The sequence below is a fragment of the Brachybacterium sp. AOP29-B2-41 genome, assembly GCF_052378395.1.
In the GTDB taxonomy this organism is placed as follows: Bacteria; Actinomycetota; Actinomycetes; order Actinomycetales; family Dermabacteraceae; genus Brachybacterium.
Genome location: NZ_JBQSXR010000014.1, coordinates 71,789 through 98,735, shown reverse-complemented (window position 1 = coordinate 98,735; position 26,947 = coordinate 71,789). Strand labels below are relative to the sequence as shown.

Here is a 26,947-nt window from a genome sequence, read left to right as displayed (position 1 = left end):
AGAGAGGAGAAGCAATGGCCACCACCGATCCGTTCCGAGAGATGGAGCGATTCGCGGGCACTTTTCTCGATGCTGGACGTCGGGGACCGCGGCAGATGCCGATGGATCTCTACCGCGCCGGCGATCACTACGTCCTCGCGGCCGATCTGCCGGGTATCGATCCCGGTTCGGTCGACGTCGACGTGGACGGTCAGCTCCTGACGATCCGTGCGGAGCGGACCCTTCCGAAGGACGAGGGCGCGCAGTGGATCACGCGCGAACGCACGGGCGGGACCTTCCTGCGCCAGCTCAGCCTCGGACAGGGCCTGGACACCGAGCGGATCTCCGCGAGCTACAGCAACGGTGTGCTCAGCGTGAGGATCCCGCTCAGCGAGAAGGCCAAGCCTCGCAAGATCGAGGTCACCGCTGACAGTCCACCCGCGCAGATCGAGTCCACCGCGACCTGATGCTCCCCCTGCTGCCCGGGCCCGGCATCCCACGATGCCGGGCCCGGGCAGCACCGACCTTCCCACGGCGAGCGAAGGAGTGACAGCCATGCATGACGAGCTCACCGCGGCGACGGTGCACACCTGGGTGGACGGATGGGCCCGCACCCGGGAGTACGAGGTGGTCCATGAGGGCACCTCGCACACCGTCGGTCCGCGCACCGAGCACGGGGATTCGGAGACCGTCCTGTTCCGCTGGAGCGAGGACGAGCTGCGCAGGGCGACCTCCTCTGTCGCGGGGAATCCGGGTCACCTGCTGACCCTCATCTCCGACGTCGGCGAGGCGCCGCCGGCCCTCGGAGAGACCGGCGATCTCGAACTGATCAGCGATCAGGAGAGACTCATGGTCACCGATATGGAGCTGCAGGACGTCGAGGCCCCGATCGTGCCGGACTCCTGCACGGTCGCCCGCGAGACGTTCGACGGCTGGACGCTCCTCACCGTCATCCAGGCGGGCCGTGTCGTCGCCCGAGGACGCATGGCGGTGGTCGACGGCTGCGCCGTGCTCGACCGGATCTACACCGCCAGCACGCATCGCCGGCGGGGTCTGGGCACCTTCGTCACCCGCACGCTCCTGGCGATCGCCCATGAGCACGATGTCGACACGGGCCTGCTCGTGGCGACTGGACGGGGCGTCGAGCTCTATGAGCACCTCGGCTGGACGCCCCTCGCGGACGTGCGCGTCCTCGGCGCCCCAGGGGCGCGGAACCGGCGCCGGCCCTCGCACGCCCAGATCGACGAGGAGCTCGGCTAGCGCAGCCGGGCGTCGGCGTCGATCCTCGCTTCGGAGAAGCGCCCCGGGTTCTTCACCCGCCTCTTCGGTCGCTGATCGGAGTCACACGAGCATCGCGTCGTACCCGGAGCGGAAGTCCGGATGCCGGAGCTCTCCGAGCAGCTCCCTCATCCGCGCCCCGCTCAGCACGGTCCCGTGGCCGGAATCGGGGTCGGCGGCGGGCGGGACCGGCAGGCCGAGCCGGAAGGCGAGGTGGGTGACCACCTCTCCGAGGCGCGCCGGCGCGCCGTCGACCGCGTGCAGCAGCACCGGCGGTTCCGGATGCGCCAGCAGGGCGAGGAGCACGCGTGCGAGGTCCTCCTCGTGGATGCGGTTCGTGCGTCGGCGGTGGTCGACGGGGCGTCCCTCGCGCACCGTGCGCAGCAGCCGATCCCGGCCCGGGCCGTAGATCCCGGCGGGGCGCACCACGATCGCGTCGAAGAGCTCCCTCGCCAGGCGCTCCCCGTTCAGGAGGCTCTGGGCCCGGTCGCCGAGCGGCTGCGGGGCATCCTCCTCGGTGAGCACCGGGGCCGGATCGGCACGGTTCGCGTACCCCTCGAACACCCTGGTGGAGGAGACGAACACGGTCCGGGCGGGCCGGTGGGGCAGGGCGGCGGCCAGGTGGCGCAGCGGGGTCTCGTACCCGTCGGCCCCCTCCGGCGGGGGCAGGGTGATGACCATCGCCTCGCAGGCGGGCAGGGCCCCCTCCAGGGGTGAGGAGAGGTCCGCGGCCAGCGCGCGGAAGCCGCTCGGCACGGCGCCCGGATCTCGGCGCAGCGCGAGCACCTCTCCCCCCGCCTCCAGCAGGGCAGCGCCGGTGCGCCCGCCAAGGCGCCCGCAGCCCACCCACAGCGTCCGCGTCGGGACCGGTCCGCTCACTGCCCCACCTCTTCCTCGGTGAACCTGCGCTGCCTCTCCCGCTGGCCGTGGGTGAGGCTGCGCATATCGGTGTCCTTGTCGAAACTCGAGCCCAGCGCGCCGGCGACCACGCCCATCGCCGCGCTCAGCCACGCGATGTCCAGATACCGCGCCAGGACGGGCTCGCGGCCGATGACCTCGGCGAGATAGTCCGGAGCGATGACGATGAGCGCGCTGGTGAAGATCAGCACCACCAGGCACACATACAGCAGCGCGACGATCATCAGCAGCGTGAGCACTGTCGAGAGGTTGTACAGCAGCACCACGCGAGCCAGCCGCTCCTGTCTGGGTGCGTCCCACAGGCGGTTGCCGACGATGAGCCAGGCCGTGATCGTGCACATCGCGAGGATGCCGATCAGCAGCAGCCGCTGGGTGGTCAGGTGCATCGACATCGACCAGATCGAGCTGTAGAAGATGCCGAACGCCCCGGTCGCGGCGGCCGCTGCGAGGGCGCTGGAGAGCTTCGGGGCGGTGCGGAGGGGTTCGTTGCCGGCCACCATCCCGGCCACGGTGCGCGCTCCCCCGATCACCCGCGATCCCAGCAGCAGCTGGTGATCGTCAGGGCCCGTCAGCTCCTCCCACTGCGCCCAGCGCCGGGCATAGCGCGCGGCGTCACGCGGTTCTGACGTCGGCGCCATGCGCAGGGTGCAGCGCATCAGCGCATCGAGGATGCGGCGCCGCGTGGTGAGCACCCCGAGCGTAGGGCAGGAGATCACCGCGATGTTGTGCTCGGGGAAGATCTCGGCGACCAGCGGCCTGCCGTCACGCAGACGCGGGATCTCCGTCAGCAGCAGCACGGCGTCCGGATCACCGGAGGACCGCGCCTGCTCCAGCACCTCGGAGAGGTCCAGCGTCCCGTCCGGGCGCAGCCGGAGCATGGAGGTGCGCACGTCGAGGCGGATCGGCGGGTGGTACGCCTCCTCGAGGTGCTGCTGCAGGGAGTCCTCGATCGACCTCGCCCGGTGCGTGGGCAGGCCAGGATCGGCGACCAGCAGCACCGTGGCCCCGGCGGCAGGATCCGGCGCGGGGCGCTGCGGCGAGTTCTGCGTCTCCGACATGCGTCCCACCCTGGCAGATCACCCGAGGTGCGGCCAGCCCTGGTGCCGCGGAAGCACCAGGCTCCTGCCCACGAGCACCAGCACCCCTGCCGACCAGCCGGTCGCTGCCCTCGCCGACCCGCTCCAGTGCGGGGACGCCGGCACCAGCGTCCCGTCCGCGACCGCCCGTTGTAGATCCGCACAACCGCGGTCGGCCGACACTGTCCCCCGCTCCGAGGCGCACATCGCCCGGCCAGGTCTAAGCTCGGAGTCATCCTGCCCTCCCCCGCCCGGCATCGCCGCCGGTGGCCGTGAGGGCTGATACCAGCCGACAGGAGGGACAGCGATGTCCAAGGTCTCGGACGACGCAGCAGCCCAGCTCGCCGCGGTGCTGCGCGACGACATGACCATCGCGGTGGGAGGCTTCGGCCTGTGCGGGATCCCCACCGATCTGATCACGATCGTGCGCGACAGCGGGGTCACCGGCCTCACCATCGCCTCGAACAACCTCGGGGTGGACGGCAAGGGCCTGGGCCTGCTGCTGGAGAACGGGCAGATCGCCAAGGTGCTCTCCAGCTATGTCGGGGAGAACAAGCTGTTCATGCAGCAGTACATCGACGGGCAGCTCGAGGTGGAGTTCGTCCCCCAGGGCACTCTCGCCGAGCGGATGCGCGCCGGCGGCTCCGGGATCCCCGCCTTCTACACCCCCACCGGGTACGGCACCCCGATCGCGGAGGGCAAGCCGACGGCCGAGTTCGACGGCCGCACCTATGTGCTCGAGCGCGCGATCAACGCCGACATCGCGCTGGTCCACGCGCACACCGCGGATCACTACGGCAACCTCCGCTACCGCCTCACCGCCCGCAACTTCAACCCGATGGCCGCGATGTGCGGGGAGGTCACCTTCGCCGAGGCGGAGCACCTCGTCGCCCCCGGCGGGATCGACCCTGACGACATCCACACCCCCGGCGTCTACGTGCATCACCTGATGCAGGCCACCGCCGAGAAGGACATCGAACAGCGCACCGTGCGTCCCCGCCCGGAGGTGCCCAGAACCGACGCCCCCCGTACCGAGACGCAGGAGGTGGCCTGAGATGGCCTGGACCCGTGATGAGATGGCCGCGATCGCCGCTGCCGAGCTGCGCGACGGCGAGTACGTGAACCTCGGCATCGGCATGCCGACCCTGGTCGCCAACAACCTTCCTGCCGGTGTGAACATCACCCTGCAGTCCGAGAACGGTGTGATGGGCATGGGGCCCTGGCCCTATGAGGGCGAGGAGGATCCTGACCTCATCAACGCCGGCAAGCAGACCATCACCCTGCTGAAGGGCGCGACGATCTTCGACTCCGCGACCAGCTTCGGGATGATCCGCGGCGGCAAGATGGGTACCGCGATCCTCGGCGCCATGCAGGTCACCGGCACCGGCGACATCGCCAACTGGCAGATCCCCGGCAAGCTCGTCAAAGGCATGGGCGGGGCGATGGACCTGGTCGCCGGTGCGAAGCGGGTGGTGGTGATGATGCAGCACGCCGCCAAGGACGGCTCCGCGAAGATCAAGCACGAATGCTCCCTGCCGCTGACCGGCGTGGGCGTGGTGAATCGGATCATCACCGAGCTCGCCGTCTTCGACGTCACCGAGAACGGGCTGGTGCTCACCCAGCTCGCCTCCGGCGTCACCGAGGACGAGGTCCGCTCCCTCACCGAGCCCGACTTCACCGTCTCCCTCACCCCGGCATCGTGAAAGGTCCCTCCATGCGCTCCAGCGATGACCCGATCGTCGTCCTCGGCTACGCCCGCACCCCCGTCGGCTCCTTCGGGAAGTCCCTCGCGGGCGTGCCCGCCCACATCCTCGGCGCGACCGCCGCGAAAGCTGCGCTCACACGCGCCGGCGTCGCGGCCGACGAGGTCGACGAGTGGGTGATCGGCTGCGTCGGCTCCACCGGACGGGACGCGTACATCTCCCGCCGCGTCGCGATCGAGGCGGGCGCCGCCGTCACCTCCACCGCGATGACTGTGAACCGGCTGTGCGGCTCCGGCATGCAGGCCATCGCGCTCGGCGCCGCCGAGCTGATGGTCGGCGAGAGTGACATCGTGGTCGCCGGCGGGACGGAGAACATGTCCGCCCAGCCGTTCCTGGACTACTCCGCCCGCCAGGGCTACACGCTCGGGGACCGGGTGCTGATGGACGGCACCTCGGCGCTGATCACCGACCCCTTCGACGAGGTGCCGATGGGCGTGACCGCCGAGAACGTCGCCGCCCGCTATCACGTCACCCGGCAGGAGCAGGACGAGTACGCACTGGAGTCCCAGCGCCGTGCCCAGGCCGCCCAGCAGGCCGGGGCCGTCGCCGCGGAGATCACCCCGGTGACCATCAGCGGCAGGCGCGGAGACACCGTGGTCGACACCGACGAGCACCCCCGCGAGGTGACCCTCGAGAAGCTCGCCGCGATGCGCACCGTCTTCCAGCGCGAGAACGGCACCGTCACCGCCGGCAACGCCTCGGGCATCAACGACGCCAGCGCCGCGATGGTCCTCACCCGCGCCTCGGTCGCTGCGGAGCGCGGCCTGACCCCACTCGCGGAGCTCGTGGACTTCACCAAGGTCGGCATCGACCCCCAGGTGATGGGCTACGCCCCCAAGCCCGCGATCGAGAAGATCATGGCCCGCAACGGGCTCGCGAACAGGGACCTGGGGTGGATCGAGCTGAACGAAGCCTTCGCCGCGCAGGCCGTGCCGATCGTGCGCGACCTGGACCTGGACCCGGCGCTCGTGAACCCTCTCGGTGGGGCGATCGCCTGGGGCCACCCGATCGGTGCGACCGGCGCGATCATCTCCGCCCGCACCATCGAGAACCTGCGCGTGAACGACCGCGAGCTGGGCCTGGCGACCATGTGCATCGGCGGCGGGCAGGCCGTCGCCAGCCTATGGCGAGCACTGTGAGCCTGTGGCGAGCACTGTGAACGCCCAGCACGCAGCATCATGAGAGACACAGACCCGTCGGACGAAGGAGTACCCGCTGTGACCACGATCGACTTCGAGGGCGATGCGCCCCAGGTGCCCGCGACCGCATGGGTGGCCCCGAACGCCACCCTGATCGGGAAGGTGACGCTCCGTGAGAACTCGAGCGTCTTCTACAGCTCCGTGCTGCGCGGAGACATGGACTCGATCACGATCGGTCCCGGCAGCAACATCCAGGACGGCTGCGTCATCCACACCGACGAGGGCTTCCCCGCGGTCGTCGGCTCCGGCGTCTCCGTGGGCCACCGGGCTGTGCTGCACGGCTGCACCGTCGAGGACGACTCCCTGATCGGCATGGGCGCCGTGGTGCTCAACGGCGCCGTGGTCGGCGCCGGCAGCCTGGTCGCCGCGGGCGCCGTGGTCACCGAGGGCATGCAGATCCCGCCCGGCTCGCTGGTCGCCGGCGTGCCCGCGAAGGTGCGCAGGGAACTGGACGAGGAGGCCCTCGAGTCTCTGCGGCAGAACGCCCGCACCTACGTCGAGCTCGCCGCGAAGCACCGGGCGGCGATGGCCGGCTGACCTCCGGACCGGTGAGCCGGGAGCCGGGGCCTCGTCTCCGACCCTGACACCGACCCGGACCCGGACCCAGACCCAGACCCAGACCCAGACCCAGACCCAAGGCTCCTACTCCCCCGTCGGCTCCTCGACGGGTGGGGCAGGAGCATCCGGCTGCGCATCGGGAGCTTCGGGTGCCGCATCGGGAGCCTCGGGCTCCGGAGCCTCCGGAGGCACCTCGGGATCTTCCGGCGGCAGTTCCGGGTCGACGGGCAGCGGTTCCGGATCCTCCGGCGGCACCTCGGGATCCTCGGGCGTCGGCGTGGGGTCGACGGGGAGCCAGGGCGGCGCTCCCCCACCGAGCAGCGGCGGATCCGGGGGCGGAGGCGGCGTCGGCGGACCGGGGGACGTCCCCCCGAGGAGCGGCGGATCCGGGACCTCGGGGGCGCCCGGCTTGCCGGACGGCTCACCCACGATCTCCGACGGCGACCCGTTGACAGGACCCTGCCCGCCACCAGGTGCGAGCACGAGGTCCTGTGTCGGCGGGATCTGCACCGAGGGCGGGGTGTCCGCCGTCGGCGGGGTCTCCACCGAGGGCGGGACCTCCACCGGCGGCAGGGCGTCCGCTGCGGGTGGAGCCTCCACCGTCGGCGGAGCGTCCCCTGTCGGGGAGGAGTCAGAAGTTGCCACGGGCTCAGCACGCGAGGGATCGGCGCCGCTGACCGGTGGCGCCGCCGGGACCGGGGAGGCGTCGGCCGCATCGCCCGTGCCGGGAGCAGGCTCACCGGCCTCCGGGGCCACGTCGTCCGCCTCGTCCTCCTCCTCGATCGCGGGCAGGAGCGTCGGCGGGGGCGTCGCGGCGGGGTCCTCGGCCTCGAGCGGCTCGGGCTCCACGGAGTGGGGGCTGGCCAGCCCCCGTGCAGGCGTCAGCGCGGTGAAATCGCTGCCTGGGTGCTGGGCGACGAGCACGAGTCCCGCTGCCGCCACCAGCACGGCCACACCCGCCGCCACCGGCACTCCGGCCCCTGCGGCGGCGGCCCTCCACCAGGCCAGCCGATGGGCCGCGCCCCCAGCCTCCCCGGCTCCGGCCACCTCTGCGGAACTGGCCGCCTTGGGCACCGCGCCAGGGGCGGCTCCCTGGTCGGCGAGTGGCAGCACCTCGGCAAGCTCCTCCAGCAGCACCGGAGATCCCAGTACGAGCGGCAGCAGGGCCCCGCGCATGCGCATCGACAGTGACCGCAGGTCACGCAGCGCGACGGAGCAGCGCACACAGTCCGCGAGATGAGCGGACGTCCGCTCGGCGCGCGCGGCACTCAGCTGCCCCCGCTCATACCCGCCGAGGTCCGCGGCGATCTGCCGGCAGGCCGGACGCACCGTCGCCCCGTCCACGTGGGCCTGCAGCCAGGCCGTGCGCAGTCCTTCACGCGCCCGCCGGGACAGCTGCGCGACCGCATTCGGGCTCCGCCGCAGCTGCGGCGCCACCTCGCGCGGCGCCAGCCCGTCCACCTCGGTGAGCCAGAGGATCCGCTGCCACTGCTGGGGAAGCGCACTGAATGCCGTGAGCACCAGGTCGCGATCCAGCTGCTCGCCTCCGGTGACCGCGGCCGACGCTGAGGAGTAGGTGGCCTCGACGGACTCGACATCGTCGACGGAGGCCTCCCGCGTCCGTCGCAGGCGATCGACGGCCTCGTTGTGGACCACGCGCATCAGGTAGGCGGCGAACCTGTCGTGCGGCCCTCCTCCGTCGGTGATCGCCCGCAGGACCTTGAGGAACGCCTCCTGGGCCACGTCCTGTCCGTCATGCGAGCCGACCAGGCGCCGCGCCTGCGCGAGCGCCGCCCCGAGGTGACGACGGTAGAGCGCGGCGTAGGCGCCGGTGTCGCCCGCGCGCACCGCGGCGAGCAGCTCCTCGTCGGTCATGGAATCCTGCTGCGCTGCGACATCGCCCTGGCTGGGATGCGTCATGCTCCGAGCCTTTCTCGAAGGAGGATCTGCCGACGCGATCGGGGAGGCACGGGAATCGTCGCGTCCGCGAACTCCACGCACAGGGGAGATTCGAGTATGTCTGAGCATGGCCGAGGTCACCAGCCTCAGGCCGAGATGTCGCGTGCGTCACATCGCCCGTCATAGAACACTGCGGTGCGCGTGGAGAGGGTGAACGGCACCACGGCGCTGCCGTCGCTCCCCCGGCGCACTACGGAGAACCATGAACAGCTTCGAGATGACTGATATCGACGGTGACGCCCTCACCTTCATCGTCCGCGACGGGAGCACCTGGATCACGTGCACCAGCGGCGCCGACGAGGTGACCGTCGGGCCCTTCCCCTCACACCTGCTGCGCAGGGCCCTGGCCTCAGAGGTGCAGCAGAACGAGCAGTTCACCACGACCTTCCTCAGCTCCTCCGCTCCGTCGAGCGGCGCCGGGGACACGACGCAGGAGGTGCCGGCGGCGCCGGTGGGGGCACCGGGGCAGGTGGGAGCGGCACAAGTGGGCGCGACGCATGTGGGAACGCAGGAGCGGGTCGGAGTGCCGGCGCTCCGCCTGCTCGACCCCGTGAGGGGGAACGCGGATGCCCTGCCTGGGTGGCCGGCGCCTCTCGCCTCCCGGGAAGGCTGACGCTGCCGAGCTCGACCGCGACTCCTCGCCGAAGCGGCCGGTCCGCCTGAGCGAACCGGCCGCAGCCTCCAGCAGTCACGCCTCGTGGTCCCCTCGACCGCTGGGCACACCCCCTGCCGGCGTCATCAGCCCCCTGCAAACAGGTGCGGCAGCCACAGCGAGAGCTGTGGCAGCGCGGACACGATCGCCACATCGATCACCAGCACCGCGATGAAGGGCAGCACCGCCTTCGACAGCTTCATCATCGAGATCTCCGTGAGGTCCAGCCTCCCAGAACGATTTTCGCCGGAATCTTCGCACCTTCGGAGGGGTTGAGGAGCTCGGGCGCGGCGAAGATGCAGTCCTCGCTCCACTCGCTCGCCGGTGAGTTTGCACCTTCCACCTCCTGCATGGCGCGGTAGCGGGTGGGGAGGTCCGGCGCGCCAGGCGTCGGCGAGACGCCCCAGGTGCCGTCCTCCCCCACCAGGGTGGAGCCGACCTCACGGTGCTCCGCATCGTGGAGGAGCACGACGGCTCCTGGCACCCCCTCACCGAACGGCGCCCGCGAGGGAGGCTCCGACAGCTCGGACCCGCGGCGAACTCCCGCGTATCCTGCCTCGATGGACCTCACCCCCGTTCTCATCGGCGCTCTGCCGAAGGTCGCCCTCCACGATCATCTCGACGGCGGCCTGCGCCCCGCGACCGTGCTCGAGCTGAGCAGGGAGCTGGGCCTCGAGGTGCCCGGCAGCGAGCCCGCAGCCAACGGCACTGCAGTCGACGGTCCCGCAGCCGACGGGCCCGCAGCCGACGGTCGTGCAGACGTCGGTGGCGAGCCCGCTGCCCCGTCGGCCCAGGCAGTCGCCGACTGGTTCCAGGCCGCCGCCGATTCCGGCTCGCTGCCCGCCTATCTCTCCACCTTCGAGCGCACCCTCGCCGTGATGCAGACGCCCGCTCAGCTGCGCCGCATCGCCCGCGAGTTCGTGGAGGACATGGTGGCCGACGGGGTGGTCTATGCCGAGACCCGCTGGGCCCCGCATCAGCACACCCTTGCCGGGCTCACCCTCGACGAGGCCGTGCAGGCCGTCCAGGACGGGCTCGACGAGGGCGTCGCCGCAGCCGCACAGGCCGGCCGGCGGATCGTCGTGGGTCAGCTGCTGTGCTACCTGCGCCATCTCGAGCCCACCGATGATCTGGTCGAGATCGCCCGCGCCCGCCGTGACTCCGGGGTGCTGGGGCTGGACCTCGCCGGGCCCGAGGCGGGCTTCCCCGCCTCCCGCTTCCGGACCCAGTTCGAGAGCGCCCGTGCCGCCGGACTGCGGGTGACGATCCACGCCGGGGAGGCCGACGGGCCCGCCTCGATCGCCGACGCCCTGGACTGCGGCGCCGAGCGGATCGGCCACGGGGTGCGCCTGCTCGAGGACATCACCGGAGACGAGCTCGGCCCGGTCGCCGCGCGGGTCCACCGCGAGCAGATCTGCCTCGAGGTGTGCCCCAGCTCGAACCTGCAGACCGGCGCCGCTGCGGACCTCCCGGCCCATCCCGCCGGCCCGCTGCACCGCCTCGGCTTCGCGATCGCGCTCAGCAGCGACAACCGGCTGATGAGCCGCACGAGCACTTCGCGGGAGATGCTGCTGTCGGCGCAGACGTTCGACTGGACGCTCACGGACCTCGAGCAGCTGGTGCTCACCGGGCTCGCGGCGGGCTTCGCTCCCGCCGCTCAGCGGGAGGCGCTGCGGGACGAGGTCGTGCTGCCGGCATTCCGTGCCGTGCTCGACGCGGATCGGCATCACGACGCGCACCCGCGCCAGGCTGCGAGCGAGAACCCGGAGCAGGAGCAGACGCGGGACCGGTGAGCTCGCGAGGCTCCGCCGGCCAGGGGTTCTGAGCCCCGGCCGACGCGGGCCCTCATGCGGCGCGTCGTGCCGTCCGCTCAGACCGCGGCCGGCTCCACCCGCCGGCCCGGTGCTCCCGGCCGCGTCACCACGGTGCTGGCCGTCTCCGGTGCCCCCTCCGTGCGGAGGTATCGCTCCCGCCAGGCGGCGGCGAAGCCTTCCGCATCGGCCGTCGGAACCAGCGCCCAGACACTGCCGCCGAAGCCCGCCCCGAAGGCGGAGGCCGCCAGAGCGCCGAGCGCCTCGGCACTGTGCACCAGCTCGATCGTCTGCGAAACCTGATTGCGCAGGTGCGTCTGGGCCAGGCGCTGCGAGGTGACAGTCGCGGCGGCGAAGGCGTCGAGATCCCCGTCCCGCAGCGCCGCATGGGCACGCGGCACCAGCACGGCCGATTCGAGCAGGAACTGGTCCAGCCGGTCCCGCTCCACCCCTTCGGCAGCGAGGCGGCGCAGCGGAGACAGCCGCTCATCGCGCGCGAGCGGCGAGGCCTCCAGAGCACCGCCCGCGCTCAGCGGGGCAGTCAGGTCCACTCCGGGCAGCAGCGGGAACGCCAGATCCTGCCCGACCAGGGAGCGCAGCGCCGCGTGCACGGTGGCATCGTGCCGGCCCGTCTGCCGGTTCCACCGCTCGGCGATGGCGGCCAGCAGAGACGGTCCCCGGTTGTAGAGCTCCTGAGCGGCGCCCGTCTTCTCCGCGAGCACACCGCTGACGGCGACCACGAAGGACCACTCCGACGCCAGCCCGACCCGGTCGAGCAGGCGCATCGGGTCGAACTCGGCATAGGAGATCAGACCCTCCTCGCTCGTGAGCATCCCGGTGTGGTCCAGGGAGCCGCCGCTGGTGCCCACGCCCGGCCGACCGGCGAGCGTGCCGAAGCTCTTGCCGTTCTCGATCGAGGCGGCGTAGCCGGCCAGCGCCACCCTGTCCGGCAGCTGGGAGGTCCAGGTCTCACTGGCGGGCAGACCGTTGAGGTCCGCGAGCGCCATCGCGGTACCCGTGATCATCGCCGAGGAGCTGCTCATGCCGGAGGCCGGCGGCAGGGTCGAGGAGATGGTGAGCCGGGCCGGGCGCAGCGGGCCGAAGTTGTCGGTGAGGCGGGCGAGCACGGTGTGGACGTACCGTCCCCAGTGCCCCGCCGGGAGCGTCGGCGGCGTGCCGGCCTCCAGGGGGAGCACGCCGGGGTAGGCGTCGCTGACCGCCTCGAGGGTGCCGGGCCGGCCGGTGGTCTCCTCCGCACGGACGGTGATCCCACGGTCCACTGCGCAGACCAGCACCCGCCCGCCGCCGTAATCGGTGTGCTTGCCGAGCACCTCGATCCGACCGGGCATCGCCCAGGTGACCGGGCCCTGTGTCACAGCGTGACCTCGACGTCGACCAGTCGGCGCTGGACCTCGTCGATGTCCTCGCGGCGCGAGAGGTCCAGGACGGCGCCGGCGAAGGGGAGCACCTGCACCGTCTCGAGCTCCCGCACGGCATCGACGATCTCCAGCTCGCCGCGGGGCGAGGGCGCGATCCGGGCGCAGGCCTCGAAGATCTCCGGTGTGAAGGCGAAGCAGTTCATGCTCACCAGGGCGTCCGGGCCCGCGGCCGCGAGGGTGTGGGCGTCGGGCTTCTCCACGATCCGCTCCAGCCGGTCGCCGGTGCGCTCGATGAGGGCGAAGGCGGCGATGCGGTCGGCGGGGATGTTGCTGCCCTGCAGCAGGGCGGAGCGCTCAAAGCCCAGCAGGGCGTTGCCCTCCACCTGCAGCAGGCGCGCGATCCCGTCGCCGGGGTACAGGTTGTCACCGTTGACCATGATGAACGGCTCCTCCCCCACGGCCTCGTACGCGGAGGCGACGGCGTCGGCCGTGCCCCGCGGCTCCTCCTGCACGGCGAGCACCACCTCGAGCCTGGTGGGGGCGAGCTCGGCGAGATGGCGGCTGAACTCCTCGTGCTCGGGCGCGACCACGAGCACCGCCCGCCGGATGCCGGCGTCGGCGAGAGCGCTGAGCGCGTAGTCGATCAGGCGGTGCTCCCCGATCGGCATCAGCGCCTTGTGGCCGGACGCCGCGGCGGCCGTCTGCTCGGCGGTGAGTGCGGCGGAGCCCTCTGCGCGCATGCGGCTGCCCAGGCCGCGGGCGAGGACGACGGCGGTGGTGATCACGGGGGTGCCCGATGGGGAGGCGCTGGGGGTGGAGGTCATCATGCTCCCAGGTCGAAGTGGTCGGCGACGGTGCGGGAGAGCTGCTGGGCGTCCTCGGCGGTCTCCGCCTCGGAGAACACGCGGATCACCGGCTCGGTGCCGGAGAAGCGGATCGTCAGCCAGGAGTCGTCGGCGAAGTAGATCTTGCAGCCGTCCTCCCAGGAGATCCGGTCGATCTCGCGATCGAAGGCGGGCAGCTCGTGCTCGACGAAGAGTCGTCTCTGCAGCTCCTCGCGGCGCTCGGGGGTGTACCCGTAGGCCGCCTCCTCCATCACCAGCGCCCCGTGCCGCTCCACCAGCTCCGCATAGAGCTGGGAGAGCTTCTTGCCCGAACGGGCGACCATCTCCACCAGCAGACCGGCCGCCTGGATGCCGTCCTTGCCGGGGATGTGGCCGCGCACCGTGAGGCCACCGGAGGATTCTCCGCCGATCACCGCATCGGTCTCGGCCATCTTCGCGCTGATCCACTTGAAGCCGACGGGCACCTCGTGGCAGGTCTCCCCGTGCGCGGCCGCGACTCTGTCCAGCAGGTGGGTGGTGGAGAGGTTGCGGACCACCGGCCCGCGCCATCCCTTACCGGTGAGCAGGTACTCGTACAGCAGCACCAGCACCTGATTGGGGCTGAGGTAGGTGCCCTGGTCATCGATGATGCCAAGGCGGTCGGCGTCGCCGTCGGTGGCGATGCCGAGGTCCGCGCCGTGATCGAGGACGGCCTGGCGCAGCGGGGAGAGACTGCCCTCCGCCGGCGAGGGCATGCGGCCGCCGAACAGCGGGTCGTGCCGGGCGTTGATCACCTCGACCTCGCAGCGGGCGCTGACCAGGATGGTCTGCAGACTGGTCTGGGCGACGCCGAACATCGGGTCCAGCACGATGTTCAGGTGGGCGTGGCGGATCGCCTCGATGTCCAGCTGGCCGATGATCGCATCGAGATACCAGTTGATCGAGCTCTGCTGGGTGACCAGCTCGCTGCCCTGCACCTCGTGCGGGGCCAGGGAGCGCACGTCCTCGGCGGTCAGGGTCGCCACGTGCGCGGTGAGCTCGTCGGTCACGCCGAGGTCGGCATCGCGCCCGCCCTCGGTGAAGATCTTCAGCCCGTTGTACAGGGCCGGGTTGTGGGAGGCGGTGACGGCGATGCCGTACGCGGCGCCGGTCTGCTGCACCGTCCACATGCACATCGGGGTGGGCACGGGCCTCGTGATCACCCGCACCGGGATGCCGTTGCCGGCGAGGACCTCGATCGCCCACCAGGCCGAGACGTCCGAGAGGAACCGGCGGTCGTAGCTGATCACCAGGCCCCGCTCCACGACGCCCTCGGCATGCATCCGATCGGCGAGCGCCTGCGCGAGCAGCCGCACGTTCTCCCGGGTGAACTCGTCCCCGATGATGGCCCTCCAGCCACCGGTGCCGAACTTGATCATGGTCGCTCCTTCTCCGAGGGGCAGACGGCTGCGCTCGTGCTGCACGGCCCCGTCGCCCAATACGTTCACGTTAAGAACAAAATAGGGTGCTGGGTTCGCAAGTGTCAACCACACGCTGGCTTATGCTGCTCCCCGGACTCCGGAGCCGAGCACTTCTTGCCGCGGAATCTCCACAGCGAGACCATCAGCGGACGCCGTCCAGAGAGAACCGGGAGGCCAACAGCAGCCCCGCGGCTCCCAGCAGGGTGGAGCGATCATCATCGGCCACCGCGGTGAGCCGCGGCAGAGTTCGGCGCCGATTGAGCAGCCCCCCGAGCTCTTCGGTGAGCATTTCTTCCACCACTCGCCCGCCACGGCCGACGTCACCGTGGATCAGGTACCGCTGCAGGCCGAGGACCTGCTCGAGGTCCGCGATGCCCTGCGCAATATTCGCCAAGTACCGGCGCAAGAGGCGCGCCGCGATCACGCTCTGCGCTGCCTGGTCGATAAGGATGGCGCAGGTCATCTCACTCGCCCTCACGAGCCCCGAGCGCTCAGCCTCCCGGCGCAGCCAGGGGAGCGTCGCGACGGTTTCCCAACAACCGATCCTTCCGCACACACATCGCTCGCCGCCCAGATCGACGACCATGTGCCCGACCTCGCCACCCCCGCCTTGTCCGCCACGCAGCACCCGGCCGTCGTGCACCATCCCGGCACCCAGCACCTCCCCGGTATGCAGGGAGGCGAAATCTTGCAGCTCGCGTCCCTCGCCGAACCAGAGGTCGCCGATCGCCTGCACCCGGGGATGGTGATCGACCACGACGGGGACGCCCAGGCGTTCGTGCAGCAGCCGCGCAACGGGCATTCCGGACAGCGCGGGAGCCCGGTAGATCTCGAGGATCACCCCATGGTCGGTCTCGACCATGCCGGCCGCGGCGACCCCGATACCCATCAGCGTGGTGCCGGCGAAGAAGTCATCACAGTCGGCCATGATGCCGCCCACGGGATCCTCAGGATCCAGAAACGAGCGCCGCTCCCGCACGATCTCCCCGTCCATCCGGAGGACCGCCAGATGAAGCCCGTCGCCGGAGATGTAGAGGCAACCCAGCAACACCATGTCGCTGAACCAGAGGGGGCGTGCCGGCTTCCCGGCCCGGCTCGTCCCGTTCCGTGCCGCAGGCCGCACAGGCGCGAGCTCCTCGAGCACTCCGGCCTCGAGCACGGGCTGCACGATTGCAGTAACGGTCGCACGACTGACCCCCAGCACGCGTGCAAGGTCCGATCGGCTCTGCGGGCCGTCCCGATGCAGCAAACGGATCAATCGCGCTCGGTTCGCGGCGCCGAGATCCGCTGCGGTGAGTACCGACGGGTCACTCATCTGCCGCCCCTCCTTTGATGCCCGCGCTTTCTGACACCTGCTGACCCTCTTCCATCACTGCTCCGCTCCCCGAGCCTGGTAACGATCACGTCTCGCCATGAGAACAGTCTGGACGCATCGCGACTTAGTTTGTAGTGTCCTCCAACATATTCCATCGCCCGAGTACACAGGAGTACGGCACATGAGGAACTCCCGCATCGCGATCGTCGGAGCCGGCATCCGCGGACGCATCTTCGCCGAGACCACGCGAGACCATCCGGGCGCTGAGCTGGTGGCCATCTGCGAGCCGAACGCCGCTCGTGCCACCCAGCTAGGTTCGGAGCTGGGTACCGCCACCTTCGCATCGATCGACGACCTGCTGGAGAGCGGCGGGCGGGTGGACGCCGTCGTCGTCGCGACCCCAGACTTCGCGCACGAGCAGCCGGCGGTGACGGCGCTCGAGGCCGGTCTGGACCTGCTCGTGGAGAAGCCCCTCGCCACCACCTCCGAGGAGGCGCAGCGCATCATCGCCGCCGCCGAGCGCGGTGGCGGGCGGATCGTCGTCGGATTCGAGAACCGGTGGAATCCCCTGTTCAACGCCGTGCGGCAGCAAATGCAAAACTCCGATCGCCTCCTCGTTTCGCAGCGGGCGCTGCTCCAGGACACAGTCTTCGTGCCCACGAAGATGCTCAGCTGGGCCGGCCTGTCCAGCCCCGCCTGGTTCCTGATGCCCCACTCGCTGGACCTGGCCACCTGGTTCTCCGGAGCCACCCCGGTGGAGGTCTTCGCCCGCGGCGTGAAGCGGGTGCTCCCCGCACTCGGGGTGGACACCTACGACCGCATCTCAGCGAGCTTCGCGATGTCCGACGGCTCGATCCTGGATCTCGACAGCGGCTGGGTGCAGCCGCTCGGCAAGCCCTCCGTCTTCGAGTTCCGCTTCGAGATCGAGACCGAGGCCGAGGCATACGTCGTCGACATCGACGCCACCGGCGCGCGCCGGTCCACCGCGGAGGCCACGTCGACCATCGGCCCCCTCAGCCATGACCATCGCGGCCGCCCCCAGGGGGTCGCCGCGGACATGATGCGCGACTTCCTCGACCTCGTCGGCGGTGCGGAGCTCGATCTCCCCGGCGCCGCGCACGGTCTGCTCATCACCCGTGCCATCGAAGCCGTCCACCGGTCATTGGAGACCGGCGCCGTCCAGAAGATCACCTCCTGAAGGGAAACGATCCACATGTCCCACACTCCCCGCCTCACATCCCGACGCAGCGTGCTCGGAGCCGGCGCAGCCGTCGGCGCGCTCGGCCTCGCCGCCTGTGTTCCACCGGGTTCGGATCCCGCCACCGGCGGGGGCGACGGCTCCTCGTCGGCCGACGGCGCCCTCGCCCCCGATGACTCCTCCCTCGAAGGCGTCGAGATCTCGATCCTCGACGACAACACCAACCTGGTGTTCAAGGAGGGGCTGATCGAGACGTTCCAGGAAGAGACCGGCATCGTGGTGAAGAACTACGAGATGGCCAACTTCAATGACCTGCACGATCGCTTCGCCACGGCATTCGCCGCACAGGATGCGTCGATCGACGTCGTCATGACCTGGGCCGGCTGGTCCGCCGAGTTCGGCCAGGCCGACTGGTTGCAGGAACTCGCCCCCGAGGCGATCCCCGAGGACCTCATCCGGCCCGCGCTGGACGCCGTCTCCTGGGACTCGAAGGTCTACGGCCTGCCGAAGTTCGCGAGCGTCCAGACCATGTTCTGGAACAAGGAGCACTACGCCGCGGCGGGCCTCGACCCCGACACCGTCCCCGAGAACTGGGACGAGTTCGTCGAGGCGGCGAAGGCCACCACGGTGGACGGCCGCTTCGGCTATTGCTGCGACATCGGCAACCCGGCCGGCGCCTACCAGAACTTCCTGCGGTCGCTGCTTCTGGCCGGTGGCGAGCTGTACGACGAGAACTGGACCCCGCAGCTGGACAGCGACGCGGGCATCGAGGGGCTCACGAAGATGGTCGAGCTCCTGCACCTGCACAAGGTGATGGACCCCGCCTCGCTGCAGATCACCAACGCCTCCGACCTCATCGAGGTCTTCTCCCAGGGCCGCACCTCCGCGGTCTTCAACTGGCCCTTCCAGTGGGCCTCGGCGACCGCCGAAGGTGCGGTGACCTCCTCGCAGACCACCGGGAACGGTCTGATCCCGGGGATCAACATCCGCTCGGCCTCCATCGACGGCTCCGAGGGGTACGCGATCAGCACCTTCTCCCAGAACAAGCAGGCCGCCCTGAAGTGGCTGCAGTTCGCCTCCGGCGCCACCGCCCAGAAGGAGATCGTCGAACAGGAGGGGTGGTTCCCCGTCTCCCAGACGACGCTCGACGACCCTGCGACCCTCGAGGCCCTGCCGGTCGTGGAGACCTTCAAGCAGGCCACCGAGTACCCCATCCAGCGCTACGGCACCCCGTGGTCCAACGAGCTCGACCAGCTGCTCTCGGTGCAGGTCTTCCGCGCCATGAACCAGGAGGCCGAGCCGGCCGACGCGCTGAAGACCGCGCAGGAGGAGCTGCTGCCGATCGTCGAGAAGTACATGGGATGAATGCATGAGCCGCCGCAAACTCACAGCCGGGGAGCGCGGGGACCGCAGATTCGCGATCCTTGCGGCCTCCCCCGCCGTGCTCACCATCGGAGCCCTGTTCCTCTACCCGCTGCTGTACGCGGTGATGCTGTCGCTGTATCAGCTGAACGACAAGATGCCCGGGGCCACCCAGTTCGTCGGGCTGTGGAATTACGCGCAGCTCGCGATCGACGACAACTTCCGTGAAGCCCTCGGACGGACATTCGTCTTCTCCCTGTTCACGGTCTTCGGCGGCGTCGCCCTCGCGGTCGCCATCGCCCGACTGCTGCAGCACCCCTTCCGCGGCCGAAACATCGCTCGGGTCCTGCTGCTGGTGCCGTGGGCGGTGCCGCCGGTCGTCAACGGCATCATGTGGAAGCTGATCTTCGATGGCACCTACGGGGTCGCCAACGCGGCTCTTACGGGAATCGGCGTCATCGACGTCCCGATCCAATGGCTGGCTGACCCGCAGCTGATCATGGGCGTGCTCATCTTCTCCGAGGTCTGGAAGCTCACTCCGTTCCTCGCATTGATGACCATCGCCTCGATGCAGGCGATCCCCTCGAACATCTACCGGGCCGCGGCCATCGACGGTGCCGGCGGCTGGGCCCAGTTCTGGAGGGTGACCCTGCCAAATCTGCGAGGCACGCTGATGTTCCTCTTCATCGTGCAGTCGATGTGGTCAATCAAGGTGTTCGACACGATCTACGTGCTCACCGGCGGTTCCGGCGGGCCCGCCGAGGCAACCACGACGATCAACTTCCTCGCGTACCTGACCACGTTCAGCTACCTGGATCGCGGATACGGCGCCGCCATGTCGATCACCATCATGGGCATCGTCATCGCAGTGACGATCTTCTGGATCCTGGTGCTCGGCCAACGAAAGGAGAAGGCATCGTGACCACCGCTGCGTCTGCTGCACCCGTCACCCCGCCGGGAGGCAAGGCGACCCCCTCCCGTGCCCGTCACCCCGCTCCCCGTCGACGGGGTCTGGCCGGGACGGTGTTCCACCGGGCGCTCGTGGGACTGCTGATCCTCTACCTCGCCGTTCCGTTCGGCTGGATGGTCATCTACAGCATCTTCCCCTCGAGCAACCTGCGTTCCGACCGCATGGATTTTTCCCCTACGGACCTCACGCTCGCGAGCTACGTCGGTCTGCTGTCAGACAGCTCGTTCGTGATCCCGATCCGCAATTCGCTGATCGTGGCGACGGTGACCACTCTGATCTGCATGGCGCTCGGCTCGCTGTGCGCGTACGTCTTCGCCCGGTTCCGGTTCCGGGGGCAGCAGACGCTGCTGCTGGGGATGATGGCCGTGCAGGCGATCCCGGCCGTGGTGCTGGCTGTGCCGCTGTTCGTGCTGCTGCGGGCATTCGGCCTCTACGACTCGATGCTCGGCATGATCCTCACCTACACGGCGTTCATCCTGCCGCTGGTGATCTGGATGATGGTCAGCTTCTTCGAGTCGATCCCGATCAACCTGGAGAAGGCCGCACGGATCGACGGATGCACCCGGCTCGGCATCGTGCGCCGCGTCGTGCTGCCGCTCTCCGGCCCCGGTTTCGCCGCCACCTCGATCTTCGCGTTCATCACCGCATGGAGCGACTTCTTCCTCGCGAAGGTCCTCACCTCGAACAACACTCCGCTTCTCCCCGTACGCACCGCCGCGTTCCAGGGCCTCTTCGCCATGGACTACACCGCGGCGGCGACCGCCGGTGTGATCACCGCGCTGCCGGTGCTGGTGCTGGCGCTCGTCGCCCAGAAGTGGATCGTCCAAGGAATCACCGAAGGAGCAGTGAAGGGCTGATGGCTCAGATTGAACTGCAAGGGGTCAGCAAGAAGTACTCCCCAAAGGATGACCGCTATGCGGTCGAGCACCTGACCTACACGATCCCGGACGGCAGCTTCGTCTCGCTGCTGGGCCCCTCCGGCTGCGGGAAGTCCACGACGCTGAACATGATCGCCGGCCTCGAATCCGTCACGGACGGGTCCATCGTGGTCGATGGCCGGGCTGTCGAGGATCTCGAGCCGCACAAGCGCGACCTCGCGTTCGTCTTCCAAGACTACGCGCTCTACCCGCACCTGTCCGTGGCGGACAACATCGCCTTCGGTCTGAAGATGCGCAAGATGCCCAAGGTCGAGATTGAGCAGCGGGTGCTCGAGGCCGCCACGAAGCTCGAACTCGAGAACCACCTGCGGCGTCGCCCGAAGGCGCTCTCGGGCGGGCAGCGCCAGCGGGTGGCTCTCGCACGTGCCATCGCCCGTCGGCCCGGCGTGCTGCTCTTCGACGAGCCGCTGTCCAACCTGGATGCGCTGCTGCGGGACAAGACCCGTGCCGAGCTCAAGCTGCTGCATGCCGACATCGGTGCCACGAGCGTCTATGTCACTCACGATCAGGAGGAGGCGATGAGCCTCTCGGACTACATCGCGGTCATGAGCTCCGGGCGCCTGGAGCAGTACGGGACGCCCACCGAGATCTACCGGACGCCGGCGACGGAGTTCGTGGCCGGATTCGTGGGCAAGCCGCGGATGAACATCTTCGACGCGACCGTTGCGGGAGCCCATCGGGTGCGCCTGGCAGGAACTTCCCTCGAGATTGACGTGCCCGACGCCGAACTGGGTGACCGCACCTCGGTGCGACTGGGGCTGCGGCCCACCGAATGCACTCTCACCCCCGGCTCGGAGGAGGACCACGACGGCAGCATCCTCGTGGTCGAACCCTTGGGCAATGCCACCGATGTCATGGTGCGCATCGCCGACGGGGTGTTCATCGTGCGCGAGCCCGGATTCTCGACGTTGACCCCGGGAAGTTACGTGCACCTGAACGCGCGCGGAGCCGAACCCCATGTTTTCGATGCGGGGACGGGAAGCAGGATCTGACGGGCACCGGGACGTGCCGGGCTGCCCTTGTGCAGCGCACTCTACAGAGCGGTGCCCACCGGGTGACTTGCAGCTGCGGAATACCGGTCAGATCCTGGCGGCCACCGTCACGGGCGGGGCCAGCAGCGGATCCTCGAGCACCCGCTCGAGCGCCACCGCCGCGCCCCCGGCCGCCGCCGCCTCCAGCCCGAGCACGGAGCCGCTCACCTCGACCCGCCCGTCCGCGGCGAGCAGACGCTGGTCTAGAGCGGCCTGCACGGGGCGGACGAGCAGGTCCGCGAAGTAGCCGAAATATCCGCCGAGCACGATCGCCTGCGGGTTCAGCACGTCCACCAGCACCCCGGCGCCGCGAGCGAGATCCATCGCGAGGCTCGTGAAACGATCTTGCAGGCGCGGATCCCCGGCGTCGAGCAGGAAGCGGATCCGCTCGAGCCGCTCGTGCATCGGCAGGCGCCCGGACCGGGCGGGGTCCTCCGGGTCGAGGGCCGCGAGGACGGTGTCGAAGCCGACCATGGTCTCCCAGCAGCCGCGTCGCCCGCACCGGCACCGCTCTCCTGCCGGATCCAGGCCGATGTGCCCCACCTCGCCGGAGAAGCCGGACCAGCCGCGGATCAGCCGGCCCTCCGCGATGATGCCCGCACCGACGCCCATGTCGCCGGTCAAGTAGATCAGGTCCGTGATGCCGCGCCGGGCGAGACGCGGCGCCTCGGCGAGGGCGGACAGCTTCGCGTCGTTCTCCAGGGCGATCACCGGATGGTCGGCACCGAGCCGCGCCGCGAGCTCCTCGCCGACCGGTACATCCGTCCAACCCAGGTTCGTCGCGACGCGCACGGTCGCGCCCTCGTAGTCGATAGGCCCGGGTGGGGCGATGGTGGCCCCGACGACCCAGAGGCCCTCACGCGCTGCGGCCTCAAGGGCCCCGCGTAGCTGCTCCGCGACGAGGTCCATGACGGGACCGGGCGGATAGGACCTTCCATCAGTCGCCGAGCGATCGACAATGTGGGGCGTGGGGACCGACGAGGTGAACCGCGCCTGCCCGGCGAGATCGCGCAGGCTGACGGCGAGGTAGTCGACGTTGAGCTCGAGCCCGATCCCCGCCACATGGTCCGGGTCGATGCGCACCTCGGTGCCGGGACGGCCCACGGTGCCTAGGCGCTCGACCTGCCCCTCTTGCACCAGCCCGCGCTCGACGAGGTCACCGACCAGCGAGGTCACCGAGGCCTTGGAGATCCCGGTCTCCTGGGCGAGTGTGGCCCGGGAGCGCCCGCCGTTCTCGCGGAGGTGTCGCAGCAGCACGCTGAGATTGGCGGAGCGCATCGCGGCGTGTCCCACCGGCTCTGCTCGGCGGCTCCCGCGCCTGGCCTCGGGCGAAGGCCTGCCCTGCGACATCATGGGTTCATGGTATGCGCTGAGCGCGACGTGCCGCCGTGGCTGGTGGCCAACGTGCTGGTGGTGGGCACGCGGGGTGCGCGCGGCCGCGCGATGGAGGGTCCGCTCGCGGATTTTGTCTCCGGACCCGCCCGCGAGCTGCCCCGGGTGCCGGGGCAGGCCGTGTACCCGCACCCCGAGCCCTCCACGGTGCCGCTCGCGCTGCGCATCGGCGCCGCGCTGCACCACGTGCTGCACGAGCACGTGGTGATCCTGCCCCTCGAGCACCTAGGCGTCCCGCATGTGCACCGCGATGACCGGGTTCAGGTCAACGTGCTGGGCAATGCGGCCGACGGGGTCGTCCACATCACCTACCAGGTCGGCTTCCACGACCCGCAGGATATCCGCGTCGCGCTGCGCATGGCGATCGCCCATCACGGGCGTGCTGCTCGCGAGCATCCGGGCGATGCCGCCTCGGACCGCATGGCATACGTCCCCGAACTCGATCTCGATACCGACGAGGCGACCTACGTGCTCTCGATCCTGCGCCTCCAGCCCTGGCAGGACCGCAGCATGTCCGATGGCAGAATGTCCTGTTCCGGCAACTGGATCGCGCCTCGGCCCAGCGCACCCAGGTGCTGCACTTGCCCACCACCCGCACCGTGGTGCTGGGCGCGGAGACCGAGCTGTAGGGAAGCTCGGCAGGGCAACCGTGCCCGGCGAGCGGGGCGAGGCTGGCGGAGCGGAGCAGGCGGCTCAGGCCCCGGCGACGCGGTGCAGGATCTCGAGGTAGCGGCGGGCGAGCACGTCGTCATCCGCATGCTCGGCGACCCAGTCCCGGCCGCTGGCGCGCACGCCGGCGCGGGAGCGATCCGCAGCAAGCCCCCGCCACAGCGCGGTGAGCGCTTCGACGTCCTCCGGCGGGAGCACATCCCCCGCGCCGGCCTCGCGGACCACGTCGGCCGCCTCGCCATCCAGCAGCGCGGTGATATGCCGGCCGGTGGCGAGCATCTCGTAGAGCTTGGAGGGGACGGTCCAGGCGAACGGCGCCCAGTCCCGCAGGGACACGATGACGGTGTCCGCCCAGGCGTACTGGTTTCCGACCTCGCGGTGCGGGATGCGGGGGATCACCTCCACCGGGGCGCCGAGCTCGTAGGCCAGCGCCGCCAAGGCGGCCGCCTCGACCCCGTGCCCCACCATCCGCACCTGCACCTCCACGCCCTGCTCGTGCAGCGCCGCAGCCGCGCGGACCACCGTGTCCAGGCCCTGGGAGCGTCCCATGTTCCCCAGGTACAGGCACCGCAGTTCCGGGTGATCGCCGGGAAGATGGTCGCGCTGCGGCCGGACCAGGGAGAGGTCGGTGCCGTTGCGCACCACGCGCACCACCCCCACCCCGCGCTCCCGCAGGACGTCCGCGAAGCGTCCGGTGGTGGTGACGACGGCGCGGGCCCCGCTCTGCCAGCCGGTCACCTTCTCATGCACCTCCCCCTTCGCCAGCGCCACCGCCCAGGACAGGGCGCGGCGCAGCGCGCTGGTGTGCACGGTGTGCGCGGCCTCCGGACTGAGCGCGCCGACGGGGCCGACGTGGGTGACCAGATCCGGCCACGCATCCCGCATCTCGACCACCAGGGGCACACCCCACAGCGACGCGAGCGTGCGCCCCACCATCAGGGTGGGGATCGCCGGGGCGGTGGCGATGATGACGTCGGGTCGGGTGCCGGGGCGGGAATAGCGGTGCCGGAGCCGGCGCAGCGCATCCGCTGCCGCGATCAGGTGATCAGCGGTGCGGGAGGCGATGTCCGCACGGTGCGGGAGGAAGGCGGTGCGCAGGATCGTCTCGCCGTGCCGACCGGCCTCGACACCGCCCACCCGGTGCATCCTGCGCTGTGTGGGCGTGGGGCGCCCGCTCGGGTAGTGAGGCACAGGGGCGGCGACGGTGACCCTGTGACCCGCGGCGATGAACCGCTGCACGAGCGCCGACCAGCGTCGCTGCGGCGCCCCGAACTCCGGGGCGTAGTAGTGGGTGAGCAGCAGCAGTCTCATGCGTCCTCGGCCGCCTTGCGGGCACCTTGCGTGGCAGGAGCGTCGACGTCGGCATCATCGGTGGCGAGCCCGAGGGCCTCCGCAGCCTCACGCAGCATCTGCGGGGTGGCGTGACCCGTGTCGGGAGGCCGCAGCCCGGACGTGGCGGTGGCGGTGTCGATCCGCAGCCGCACCACGTCCGCAGGCTGAGAGCCTGCGGCCTCGGCACCGTCGGCGGGGTCAGTGTTGCCGGCGTCAGCGGGCCCGGCGTCAGTGGGCCCGGCGGAGTCGACGGGGTCATTGCCGTCGGCCGGGTCAGCGCCGTCGGCCGGGTGTTCGGCGGGCAGGGCGGCGATCGCGGCCGAGGGGATCAGGACGCTGCGAGCGCTCAGCTGACGCGGCATCACGGTGATCGCGGCGAGCTTCCCACCGGAGTCCTGCTGGTAGATGTCGCGCACGCGACCCACGGTCTTCCCGTCGCTGCCGAGCACGGTCATCCCTGCCAGTCCCTGCAGGCGCAGGCGCCGTTCGGCCTGGCTGGTCCGCTCTGGACCGTCGGTCGCGGCCCGCTCTTCGGGTCGGCCTCCCGGCACCAGCGCCGCGGCACCTTCCTGCGTCCGGGCGACGCCCTCACGCACGGCAGAGTCGGCCCCTGGCGCGGGAATCCGGGGGTCTGCCGGACCGGAGGCAGGGTCCTCCGATGTCGCTCCAGGTCTCATCGATTTCTTCCGCAGGAGATCACAACCTGGGAGTCTACCGACCGGTCCCTTCCCGCCGCGACGTCCCGGCGAGATTGTTACCGCTCAGCATCCTGCCGCAGCACCGTCATCCCTCGCGGACCTGCCCGCGGAAGCGTGAACTTCTGCGCCGCTGAGGACCGGTGTGGGCGGCCGCACCAGTCGTCTGCGGCGCAGAAGTTGCACAGAAGTGGCGCAGAGGTGGGACAGGAGCGGGCCGAAGTGGCGCAGGCGCCGGCAACAGGGCGCAGGCGCGGGGCAGGAGGTCGGTGCCGCTGGGCTGAGGCGCCTGCGGGTCAGCCGACCACCCAGCGGCGGACCAGCGCCTGCACGTCCTGGATCGGGTCCGCGTCGGCCCGGTTCTGCAGCTCGCGCACGGTGCGCTCCCGCACCGCGAGGCTCAGCAGCAGCGAGACGATCGTGCGCGCCAGCATCTTCGGATCCGCGCCGTCGACCAGATGGCCGTGCTCCGCCAGACCCGTCAGCGCCTGCTCCAGCACATGCTCGTGCACCAGGCGCAGCCGGGCGATGCGGAAGCGGCCCGGATGATCCGGGTTCACGATCTCTGCCGACAGCGTGGCCAGCAGCGCCATCGAGTGCTGCCGAGGATCCCAGGGGCCGGACAGCGCCGCGATCAGCGACTGCGGAGAGGTCTGCAGTGCGTCGGCCGAATCCAGCAGGCCCTGCGCGCTCGCCTCGAGACGATCGATCACGGCCCCGAGCAGCACCTCCTTCGAGGAGAAGTGGTGCAGCATCCCCGGGTGCGAGATGCCCACCCGTCGCGAGATGTCCCGCAGGCTCGCCCCGTGATAGCCGCGCTCGGCGAACAGGGCCGAGGCGCTGTCGAGGATCGCCTCACGGCGTGAGGACCCGGGCGCCGGTGCCTCGCTCGAGGGCTCGCCCGGAGCGTCGGCCGTCTCCTCGCTCAGAGGCGCCGGCGGCGGGAGCGTGCCCACCGGAGCGTCGATCACCGCGCGCAGGTCCTCGCCGATGCCCAGCTCGGTGGCGGCGATCGTGTCGAGGGTGCGCAGGGCGCGGGCCAGCGGATCCACACTGAGGTACAGGGATCCGCCGCCCGCAGCTTCCTCACCTGCACGGTCGGAGAACATGGCGGAAAGAGGCGCCGGTCCGGCACCCACTCCGGGAGGGCCATTGGTGGCAGCGAGGGTCATCGACGTCTCTCCTTGGT

At 70.5% G+C, this 26,947-nt stretch carries 25 protein-coding genes and 1 pseudogene; 14 read left to right on the top strand and 12 right to left on the bottom strand.

All coding sequences use genetic code 11. The features are described 5' to 3' along the window. The first annotated feature begins 14 nt into the window (after positions 1–14). Positions 15–446: an Hsp20/alpha crystallin family protein gene (locus ACT3T9_RS13875; RefSeq protein WP_345075458.1), complete on the top strand. Its 432-nt coding sequence runs from the start codon at positions 15–17 to the stop codon at positions 444–446. Between the two features lie 88 nt (positions 447–534). Next, positions 535–1,239, top strand: a complete 705-nt coding sequence (locus ACT3T9_RS13870) for a GNAT family N-acetyltransferase (RefSeq protein WP_444502471.1) — start codon at positions 535–537, stop codon at positions 1,237–1,239. 81 nt (positions 1,240–1,320) lie between these two features. Here the strand turns inward: ACT3T9_RS13870 and ACT3T9_RS13865 are convergent, their stop codons facing one another. Beyond that, the gene (locus tag ACT3T9_RS13865; protein ID WP_345075460.1) at positions 1,321–2,136 is read right to left on the bottom strand and encodes a sugar nucleotide-binding protein; all 816 of its coding nucleotides are present in this window, start codon (positions 2,134–2,136) and stop codon (positions 1,321–1,323) included. Further along, entirely contained in the window at positions 2,133–3,233 is a 1,101-nt protein-coding gene (locus ACT3T9_RS13860) for a hypothetical protein (protein ID WP_444606788.1), read from the bottom strand. The genes ACT3T9_RS13865 and ACT3T9_RS13860 overlap by 4 nt, the downstream gene beginning before the upstream one ends. Positions 3,234–3,558: 325 nt before the next feature. Between ACT3T9_RS13860 and ACT3T9_RS13855 the strand changes: the two genes are divergently transcribed. From ACT3T9_RS13855 to ACT3T9_RS13840, 4 genes are read left to right on the top strand one after another with little or no spacing between them, the layout of a single operon-like run. Beyond that, complete coding sequence (locus ACT3T9_RS13855) at positions 3,559–4,305, top strand: CoA transferase subunit A (protein WP_442332741.1); 747 nt, start codon at positions 3,559–3,561, stop codon at positions 4,303–4,305. 1 nt (position 4,306) lies between these two features. Next, positions 4,307–4,954: a CoA transferase subunit B gene (locus ACT3T9_RS13850; RefSeq protein WP_442332740.1), complete on the top strand. Its 648-nt coding sequence runs from the start codon at positions 4,307–4,309 to the stop codon at positions 4,952–4,954. A gap of 11 nt (positions 4,955–4,965) precedes the next feature. Next, positions 4,966–6,153 (top strand): thiolase family protein, encoded by a 1,188-nt coding sequence (locus ACT3T9_RS13845; RefSeq protein WP_442332739.1) that lies wholly within the window; start codon positions 4,966–4,968, stop codon positions 6,151–6,153. Positions 6,154–6,192: 39 nt separating this feature from the next. Then, entirely contained in the window at positions 6,193–6,750 is a 558-nt protein-coding gene (locus ACT3T9_RS13840; RefSeq protein WP_442332738.1) for a gamma carbonic anhydrase family protein, read from the top strand. Between the two features lie 105 nt (positions 6,751–6,855). Here the strand turns inward: ACT3T9_RS13840 and ACT3T9_RS13835 are convergent, their stop codons facing one another. Further along, a complete protein-coding gene (locus ACT3T9_RS13835; protein WP_444606787.1) occupies positions 6,856–8,691 on the bottom strand; it encodes a sigma-70 family RNA polymerase sigma factor in 1,836 nt (611 codons plus the stop codon). 241 nt (positions 8,692–8,932) lie between these two features. Here ACT3T9_RS13835 and ACT3T9_RS13830 point away from each other — a divergent pair, with 241 nt between their 5' ends. Beyond that, positions 8,933–9,343, top strand: a complete 411-nt coding sequence (locus tag ACT3T9_RS13830; RefSeq protein ID WP_441445747.1) for a hypothetical protein — start codon at positions 8,933–8,935, stop codon at positions 9,341–9,343. A 241-nt stretch (positions 9,344–9,584) separates the two neighbouring features. On the opposite strand, the gene ACT3T9_RS13825 is transcribed toward ACT3T9_RS13830, so the two are convergent. Then, a complete protein-coding gene (locus ACT3T9_RS13825) occupies positions 9,585–9,851 on the bottom strand; it encodes a hypothetical protein (RefSeq protein ID WP_441445748.1) in 267 nt (88 codons plus the stop codon). A 91-nt stretch (positions 9,852–9,942) separates the two neighbouring features. Here ACT3T9_RS13825 and ACT3T9_RS13820 point away from each other — a divergent pair, with 91 nt between their 5' ends. After that, positions 9,943–11,175, top strand: coding sequence for an adenosine deaminase (locus ACT3T9_RS13820; protein ID WP_441445749.1), 1,233 nt, complete (start codon positions 9,943–9,945; stop codon positions 11,173–11,175). Between the two features lie 77 nt (positions 11,176–11,252). Here ACT3T9_RS13820 and ACT3T9_RS13815 read toward each other — a convergent pair whose 3' ends face one another. The 4 genes from ACT3T9_RS13815 to ACT3T9_RS13800 all read right to left on the bottom strand — a co-directional run bounded on the left by ACT3T9_RS13815 (position 11,253) and on the right by ACT3T9_RS13800 (position 16,171). Further along, entirely contained in the window at positions 11,253–12,569 is a 1,317-nt protein-coding gene (locus tag ACT3T9_RS13815; RefSeq protein ID WP_441445750.1) for a galactokinase family protein, read from the bottom strand. Continuing rightward, a complete protein-coding gene (locus tag ACT3T9_RS13810) occupies positions 12,566–13,399 on the bottom strand; it encodes a sugar phosphate nucleotidyltransferase (protein ID WP_441445751.1) in 834 nt (277 codons plus the stop codon). The genes ACT3T9_RS13815 and ACT3T9_RS13810 overlap by 4 nt, the downstream gene beginning before the upstream one ends. After that, a complete protein-coding gene (locus ACT3T9_RS13805; RefSeq protein WP_444606786.1) occupies positions 13,396–14,814 on the bottom strand; it encodes a phosphoglucomutase/phosphomannomutase family protein in 1,419 nt (472 codons plus the stop codon). The genes ACT3T9_RS13810 and ACT3T9_RS13805 overlap by 4 nt, the downstream gene beginning before the upstream one ends. Positions 14,815–14,998: 184 nt before the next feature. Then, complete coding sequence (locus ACT3T9_RS13800; RefSeq protein WP_441445753.1) at positions 14,999–16,171, bottom strand: ROK family protein; 1,173 nt, start codon at positions 16,169–16,171, stop codon at positions 14,999–15,001. Positions 16,172–16,352: 181 nt separating this feature from the next. On the opposite strand from ACT3T9_RS13800, the gene ACT3T9_RS13795 reads away from it, so the two are divergent. From ACT3T9_RS13795 to ACT3T9_RS13775, 5 genes are read left to right on the top strand one after another with little or no spacing between them, the layout of a single operon-like run. Next, entirely contained in the window at positions 16,353–17,369 is a 1,017-nt protein-coding gene (locus ACT3T9_RS13795; RefSeq protein ID WP_441445754.1) for a Gfo/Idh/MocA family protein, read from the top strand. A gap of 15 nt (positions 17,370–17,384) precedes the next feature. Then, positions 17,385–18,734: an ABC transporter substrate-binding protein gene (locus tag ACT3T9_RS13790; RefSeq protein ID WP_441445755.1), complete on the top strand. Its 1,350-nt coding sequence runs from the start codon at positions 17,385–17,387 to the stop codon at positions 18,732–18,734. Between the two features lie 4 nt (positions 18,735–18,738). Further along, on the top strand, positions 18,739–19,653 hold the full coding sequence (locus tag ACT3T9_RS13785) for a carbohydrate ABC transporter permease (RefSeq protein WP_441445756.1): 915 nt from the start codon (positions 18,739–18,741) through the stop codon (positions 19,651–19,653). Continuing rightward, complete coding sequence (locus ACT3T9_RS13780; protein WP_441445757.1) at positions 19,650–20,558, top strand: carbohydrate ABC transporter permease; 909 nt, start codon at positions 19,650–19,652, stop codon at positions 20,556–20,558. Before ACT3T9_RS13785 ends, ACT3T9_RS13780 begins: the two co-directional genes overlap by 4 nt. Further along, entirely contained in the window at positions 20,558–21,631 is a 1,074-nt protein-coding gene (locus tag ACT3T9_RS13775; protein ID WP_441445758.1) for an ABC transporter ATP-binding protein, read from the top strand. The genes ACT3T9_RS13780 and ACT3T9_RS13775 overlap by 1 nt, the downstream gene beginning before the upstream one ends. 87 nt (positions 21,632–21,718) lie before the next feature. Here ACT3T9_RS13775 and ACT3T9_RS13770 read toward each other — a convergent pair whose 3' ends face one another. Further along, a complete protein-coding gene (locus tag ACT3T9_RS13770) occupies positions 21,719–23,023 on the bottom strand; it encodes an ROK family transcriptional regulator (protein WP_441445759.1) in 1,305 nt (434 codons plus the stop codon). A 6-nt stretch (positions 23,024–23,029) separates the two neighbouring features. Here ACT3T9_RS13770 and ACT3T9_RS13765 point away from each other — a divergent pair. Beyond that, a pseudogene (locus ACT3T9_RS13765) lies at positions 23,030–23,512 on the top strand (KUP/HAK/KT family potassium transporter); the annotation flags it as partial. Positions 23,513–23,755: 243 nt separating this feature from the next. Here the strand turns inward: ACT3T9_RS13765 and ACT3T9_RS13760 are convergent. The 3 genes from ACT3T9_RS13760 to ACT3T9_RS13750 all read right to left on the bottom strand — a co-directional run bounded on the left by ACT3T9_RS13760 (position 23,756) and on the right by ACT3T9_RS13750 (position 26,930). Continuing rightward, positions 23,756–25,042 carry a glycosyltransferase family 4 protein gene (locus tag ACT3T9_RS13760; protein WP_441445760.1) on the bottom strand — a complete coding sequence of 429 codons (1,287 nt, stop codon included), beginning with the start codon at positions 25,040–25,042 and terminating at the stop codon, positions 23,756–23,758. Beyond that, positions 25,039–25,659 (bottom strand): PRC-barrel domain-containing protein, encoded by a 621-nt coding sequence (locus tag ACT3T9_RS13755; RefSeq protein ID WP_444606785.1) that lies wholly within the window; start codon positions 25,657–25,659, stop codon positions 25,039–25,041. Before ACT3T9_RS13755 ends, ACT3T9_RS13760 begins: the two co-directional genes overlap by 4 nt. Positions 25,660–26,054: 395 nt before the next feature. Next, positions 26,055–26,930 carry a TetR/AcrR family transcriptional regulator gene (locus ACT3T9_RS13750; RefSeq protein ID WP_444606784.1) on the bottom strand — a complete coding sequence of 292 codons (876 nt, stop codon included), beginning with the start codon at positions 26,928–26,930 and terminating at the stop codon, positions 26,055–26,057. Positions 26,931–26,947 lie beyond the last annotated feature (17 nt).